The 6,808-nt window shown below is 73.3% G+C and carries 2 protein-coding genes; both read left to right on the plus strand.

The genetic code is table 11. The features are described from left to right. The first annotated feature begins 41 nt into the window (after positions 1–41). Positions 42–1,058 carry a Gfo/Idh/MocA family protein gene (locus tag ABT324_RS26595; RefSeq protein ID WP_351182967.1) on the plus strand — a complete coding sequence of 339 codons (1,017 nt, stop codon included), beginning with the start codon at positions 42–44 and terminating at the stop codon, positions 1,056–1,058. Between the two features lie 267 nt (positions 1,059–1,325). Then, positions 1,326–6,808: ATP-binding protein (locus tag ABT324_RS26600; RefSeq protein ID WP_351182968.1), on the plus strand; the 5,483-nt coding region annotated here is incomplete at its 3' end.

The following is a 6,808-nucleotide window of genomic DNA, read 5'->3' on the forward strand; positions in this document are numbered from 1 at the left end:
CCGCCCGGGACCGGGGTGGTGCGAACCGCAGGAGGATTCCGATGGATGGCCAGCAGCTCCGGGTCGGCGTCGTCGGCGTCGGGCGGATGGGAGCCGACCACGCGCTGCGCGTCCACGAGCGGACCAGTGGCGCCCGGCTGGTCGCCGTCGCCGACCCGGACCTCGCCCGGGCGCAGCGGATCGCCGCGAGCACCGGCGCCCGCGCGTGCCAGGACCCCTTCGACGTCGTGGCCGCATCCGATGTGGACGCACTGGTGATCGCCGCGCCGGGGGCGGCGCACGAGCAGCTGCTGCTGGCGGCGATCGAGCGCGGGGTCCCGGTGCTCTGCGAGAAACCACTGGCCCCGGATGCGGGCTCCGCGCTGCGGATCGTGGAAGCCGAGGTGGCCCGGGGCCGGCACCTGGTCCAGGTCGGGTTCATGCGCCGCTTCGACCCGGAGCACGTTGAGCTCAAGAGGGTGCTGGACGCCCAGGAACTCGGTCGCGCGCTGCTGCTGCACTGCCAGCACCGCAACGCTTCGTCACCGCCCGGTTTCACCACCGAGATGCTGATCCAGGACTCGGTGGTGCACGAGTTCGACGCGATCCGCTGGCTGCTGGACGCGGAGATCAGCGCGGTGACCGTGCAGTGGCCGCGGTCGTCGGCGAACGCACCCGCGCACCTGGTCGACCCCCAGGTGGTGGCGGTCGAGACCACCACCGGCGTGCTCGCCGACGTCGAGATCTTCGTCAACGCCGGTTTCGGCTACCAGGTGCGCTGCGAGGCGGTGGGGGAGCAGGGCACCGCCGTGATCGGTGCCGGTGCGGGGGTGGTGACCCGCCGTGGTGGCCGCCGCTGCACCGCGGTCGCGGCCGACTTCCGGGACCGCTTCGGCGCGGCCTTCGACCGGGAGCTCCAGCACTGGGTGCACACTGCTCGGGGCGGCCCGGTGCGGGGAGCCGCCAGCGCCTGGGACGGCTACGCCGCCGCGGCGGCCTGCGAAGCCGGTGTCCAGGCGCAGCGGACCGGCCGCCGGAGCGAGGTCAGGCTGGTCGACCGGCCGGACTTCTACGCCTGACCGCACCAGGCCCGCGGGTCCCGCGTGCGCGTGCGGTGTCCGGGTGCTCGCGGTCCGTGGTGAACGGATGCGGCGCGCGGGCCGCTGCTGCCGGTGGCGGGCTCGGGGCCCGTGCTTTTGGCGGAACCCTACAAATCTCGGTCTCGAATGCTGGCGCGTTGCTCCTCTCGCAACCGATCGCCATCAGGCAGGGTTGAGGTCAAGTTCGGCGACGTTCCCGACCGGGGAGCCGTCGCCTTTCTCGTGCTGTCGGAGATGTGAGGCTCGGTGTTCAGTCGTATTGCCATCGTGAACAGGGGAGAGGCCGCGGTGCGGCTGATCCACGCCGTCCGGGAGGTCAACGCCGAGGGCTCGGCGCGGATCCGGACGATCGCGCTCCACACCGATGTGGACGCCACCTCCACCTTCGTCCGCGAGGCCGACATCGGGTACTGCCTGGGCCCGGCCTCCGCGCGTCCCTACCTGAACCTCGAGGTGCTGGAACGCGCCCTGGTCGAGACCGGCGCCGACGCGGTGTGGGTCGGGTGGGGCTTCGTGGCCGAGGACCCCGCCTTCGCCGAGCTCTGCGAGAAGCTGGGCGTGACCTTCATCGGCCCGAGCCCGGAGGCCATGCGCCGCCTCGGTGACAAGATCGGGGCGAAGCTGCTCGCGGAGGAGGCCGGGGTGCCGGTGGCGCCCTGGAGCCGTGGCGCGGTCGAGGACCTCGAGGGCGCGCTGCGCGCGGCGAAGGACATCGGCTACCCCCTGATGCTCAAGGCGACCGCCGGTGGTGGCGGCCGCGGCATCCGAGTCATCCACTCCGAGGATGAGTTGGCGGAAGCCTACGAGCGCACCAGCCTGGAGGCCGAGCGCGCCTTCGGCAGCGGGGTGCTGTTCCTGGAGCGGCTGGTCACCGGCGCCCGCCACGTCGAGGTCCAGGTGATCGCCGACGGGCAGGGCACGGCCTGGGCGCTGGGGGTCCGGGACTGCTCGGTGCAGCGCCGCAACCAGAAGATCATCGAGGAGTCGGCCTCGCCGGTGCTGGGCGCCGAGCAGGTGCGCGAGCTCAAGGCCGCCGCCGAGCGGCTGGCGCTGGCCGCCGACTACCGCGGTGCCGGGACGGTGGAGTTCCTCTACCAGCCCACCGAGCAGCTGTTCGCCTTCCTCGAGGTCAACACCCGGCTGCAGGTGGAGCACCCGATCACCGAGGCCACCACCGGCATGGACCTGGTCAAGGCCCAGCTGCACGTCGCGGCGGGCGGCAAGCTCGAAGGCGGGGCACCGGCCGAGGTCGGGCACGCGGTCGAGGCCCGGCTCAACGCCGAGGACCCGGACCGCGACTTCGCGCCCGCCCCGGGCCGGATCGCCCTGCTCGACCTGCCCGCCGGGCCCGGCATCCGCGTCGACACCGGGGTCAGCGAGGGCGACACCATCCCCGCCGACTTCGACTCGATGATCGCCAAGATCATCGCCTACGGGCGGAACCGGGACGAGGCGCTCGGCCGCCTGCGGCGGGCGCTGTCCCAGACCACCGTGATCATCGAGGGCGGCACCACCAACAAGAGCTTCCTGCTCGACCTGCTCGACGAGCCCGAGGTGGTCGACGGCAGCGCCGACACCGGCTGGATCGACCGCGTCCGCGAGCAGGGCCGCCTGGTCTGCGACAGCGGCTCCGGGATCGCGCTGGCCGCGGCGGCGATCGAGGCCTACGAGGACGAGGCGCAGGTCGAGCTGCAGCGACTGCTGTCCACCGCGCACGGCGGTCGGCCGCAGGTCCAGCACGAGGGGGGCCGCGCGATCGACCTCAAGCTGCGCGGCGCCAGCTACCGCGTGCTGGTCGCCCAGGTGGGCCCGCAGCGCTACCGGGTCGGCTTCGCCAACGGCGACGACGTGCGCATGGTCGACGCCGAGCTTGAGCGCTTCGACGCCGCCACCGGCCAGCTGCTGGTCAACGGTCAGCGGTTCCGGCTGGTCACCGGCACGCACGGCCCGATCCACCTGGTCGAGGTGGACGGCGTGACGCACCGGATCAGCCGCGACGAGGGCGGCGTGCTGCGCTCCCAGTCACCGGCGCTCGTGGTCGCCACCCCGCTGGAGGTCGGCGCCGAGGTCGAGGCCGGGGCACCGGTGCTGGTCCTGGAGAGCATGAAGATGGAGACGGTGCTGCGCGCGCCGTTCCGCGCCCGGTTGCGGGAGTGCCTGGTCTCGGTCGGCAGCCAGGTGGAGACCGGTGCTCCGCTGCTGCGCCTGGAACCGATCGGCGAGGACGGCGACGAGGCCGCGAGCGCGGAGAACACCGCCGAGGTCGTGCTGCCCGAGGAGCCCACCGGGGTGTCCGCGCGGGACCGCGTGCAGCGCGGGCTGCAGGACCTGCGCAGCCGCCTGCTCGGGTTCGACGCCGACCCGCACGACCAGCAGCGCGTGCTCGCCGACTACCTCGCCGCCCGCGCCGAGCTGGTGGACTCCGGACAGCGGCCGCTGACCGGCGAGGTCGACCTGCTGTGGGTCTTCGCCGACCTGTCGGAGCTGAGCCGGAACAAGCCGGTCGCGCAGGAGTCCACCGCCGACGACCAGGTGCACAGCCCGCGCGAGTTCTTCCACGCCTACCTGCAGAGCCTGGACGTCGAGCGGGCCGGACTCCCGGCCTCCTTCCAGGACCGGCTCACCCGCGTCGTCGGGCACTACGGCGTCGACGGCCTGGACCGGACCCCCGCCCTGGAGGAAGCGGTCTTCCGCATCTTCCTGGCCCAGCAGCGGGCCGCATCGGACGTGGTCGTGGTGACCACGCTGCTCAAGCAGTGGCTGACCGAGCCGCTGCCCCCGGCCGCGGTGCGCGAGACTGTCGGCCACGCCCTCGAACACCTCATCGTGGCGACCCAGGTGCGTTTCCCGGTGGTCGGCGACCTCGCGCGCAGCCTGGTGTTCCGCTGGTTCGCGCAGCCGATGCTGCGGCGCACCCGCGCCGAGGTCTACACCGACGTGCGCAGGCACCTGCGCCACCTCGACGAGCACCCCGACGCGCCGGACCGCGCCGAGCGCATCGCCGCCATGGTGGCCAGCCCGGAACCGCTGGTGCGGCTGCTCGGCCAGCGGATCGGGCGCGACGGCTCCGACCACGGGCCGCTGCTGGAGGTGCTCAGCAGGCGCTACTACCGGGACCGGGCGCTGGAGGACCTGCAGTGCCTGCGCAGCGGCGAGCGCTCGCTGGTCACCGCCGAGTACGACCTGGACGGGAGCCGCCTGCGGCTGGTCGCCACGGCCGCCGAGTTCGGCGAGCTCGCCGACGCGGTCCGGGCGGTCACCGAGGCGGCCAGCCCGTCCGCCGAGCTGGTCGCGGACATCTACCTGACCTGGAACGACCAGCCGGAGGACGCCGACGCCGCCGCGGCCGCGCTGCGCGAGGTGCTGGCCGACCTGCCGCTGCCGGACCGGCTGCGACGCGTGACCACCACGGTCGCGGGTCGTCGCGGCGCGGTGCTGCACCACCACTTCACCTTCCGCCCGGGCGAGGGCGGCCTGGTCGAGGAGCGCATCATCCGCGGTCTGCACCCGCTGGTCGCCCAGCGGCTGCAGCTGCACCGGCTGGAGAACTTCGACATCACCCGCCTGCCGTCGGCCGACGAGGACGTCCACCTGCTGCGCTGCGTCGCCCCGGAGAACCCGGCCGACGAGCGGCTGGTCGCGATGGCGCAGATCCGCGACCTGACGCCGCTGCGCGACTCCGACGGCCGGGTGGTGGCGCTGCCCGCGGCCGAGGCGGTGCTGGACGCCTGCCTGGACGCGATCCGCCGGGTCCAGGCCCAGCGCCCGGCCCGGAAGCGGCTCGACGCCAACCGGATCGTGCTCTACGTGTGGCCCTCCAGCGACATCACCGAGCAAGCCCTCAACGCGGTCGTCGCGCGGGTCGCGCCGCGAACCGCGGGGGCCGGGCTGGAGGAGGTCCTGTACCTCGGTCGGCACCGGGACGAGGAGACCGGTGAGCTCAGCGACGTCGCGCTGCGGCTGGCCTACGGGGCCGGGTCCGGGCTGACCGTCGAGCTCACCGAGCCGCCGACCGAGCCGATCCAGCCGCTGGACGACTACGGCCAGCAGGTGCTGCGCGCCCGGCGGCGCGGCAACGTCTACCCGTACGAGCTGATCGACGTGGTGGCCGGGACCAACGGGACCTTCGTCGAGCACGACCTGGACGGCACCGGCGCGCTGGTCCCGGTGGACCGGCCGAAGGGCCTGAACACCGCAGGCATCGTGGCGGGCGTGGCCAGCACGCCGACCGAGCGCTACCCGGAGGGCGTCAAGCGCGTGGTGCTGCTGGGCGATCCGACCAAGGCGCTCGGCGCGCTCTCCGAGCCGGAGTGCGCGCGGGTGATCGCCGCCCTGGACCTCGCCGAGCGCGAGCAGGTCCCGGTGGAGTGGTACGCGCTGTCGGCCGGGGCCCGCATCTCGATGGACTCCGGCACCGAGAACATGGACTGGGTGGCTGCCGCGCTGAAGCGGATCGTGCACTTCACCCAGGACGGCGGCGAGATCAACGTCGTGGTGGCCGGCATCAACGTGGGCGCCCAGCCGTACTGGAACGCCGAGGCCACGATGCTGATGCACACCAAGGGCGTGCTGGTGATGACGCCGGACTCGGCGATGGTGCTCACCGGCAAGCAGTCGCTGGACTTCTCCGGCGGCGTGTCGGCCGAGGACAACTTCGGCATCGGCGGCTACGACCGGGTGATGGGCCCGAACGGGCAGGCCCAGTACTGGGCGCCCGACCTGGCCGGTGCCCGGCGGGTGCTCATGGGGCACTACGACCACACCTACGTCGTGCCGGGCGAGACCGCGCCGCGCCGGGCCCGCACCTCCGACCCGGTGGACCGCGACATCTCCGACTACCCGCACGCGGTGGAGGGCAGCGACTTCAGCACGGTCGGGGAGGTCTTCTCGGCGGCCACCAACCCGGACCGCAAGAAGCCCTTCGACATCCGCACCGTGCTGCGCGCCATCGCCGACCAGGACCACCCGGTGCTGGAGCGCTGGGCGGGCATGGCCGACGCGGAGACCGCGGTGGTGCAGGACGCGCACCTCGGCGGGTTGCCGGTCTGCCTGGTCGGGATCGAGTCGCGGTCGGTTCCGCGCCGCGGCTTCCCGCCCACCGACGGCCCGGACACCTACACCTCCGGCACGCTGTTCCCGCGGTCGTCGAAGAAGGTGGCGCGGGCGATCAACGCGGCCAGCGGCAACCGCCCGCTGGTGGTGCTGGCGAACCTGTCCGGCTTCGACGGCTCGCCGGAGTCGATGCGCAAGCTGCAGCTGGAGTACGGCGCCGAGATCGGCCGCGCGGTGGTGAACTTCGAGGGCCCGATCGTGTTCTGCGTGATCTCGCGGTACCACGGCGGGGCGTTCGTGGTCTTCTCCAAGGCGCTGAACCCGAACATGACCGTGCTGGCCGTGGACGGCTCGTTCGCCTCGGTCATCGGTGGTGCCCCGGCGGCGGCCGTGGTCTTCGCCGGTGAGGTCAACGCGCGCACCGCGAAGGACCCGCGGGTGCAGGAGCTGGAGGCCCGGGTGGCCGCGGCCGCCGACGTCGAGCGCGCCACGCTGGCCACCGAGCTGGCCGAGCTGCGCTCGTCGGTGCGGGCCGAAAAGCTCGGCGCGGTGGCCGCGGAGTTCGACGCGGTGCACAGCATCCAGCGCGCGGTGGAGGTCGGTTCGGTGGACGTCCTTCCTCGACAACGTCAAGGCGGGCCACCTCGACCGCTGACACCGTGCGAGCAGCGGCCCCA

Origin of the sequence: Saccharopolyspora sp. NPDC000359, from assembly GCF_040300525.1 — a bacterium.
In the GTDB taxonomy this organism is placed as follows: Bacteria; Actinomycetota; Actinomycetes; order Mycobacteriales; family Pseudonocardiaceae; genus Saccharopolyspora.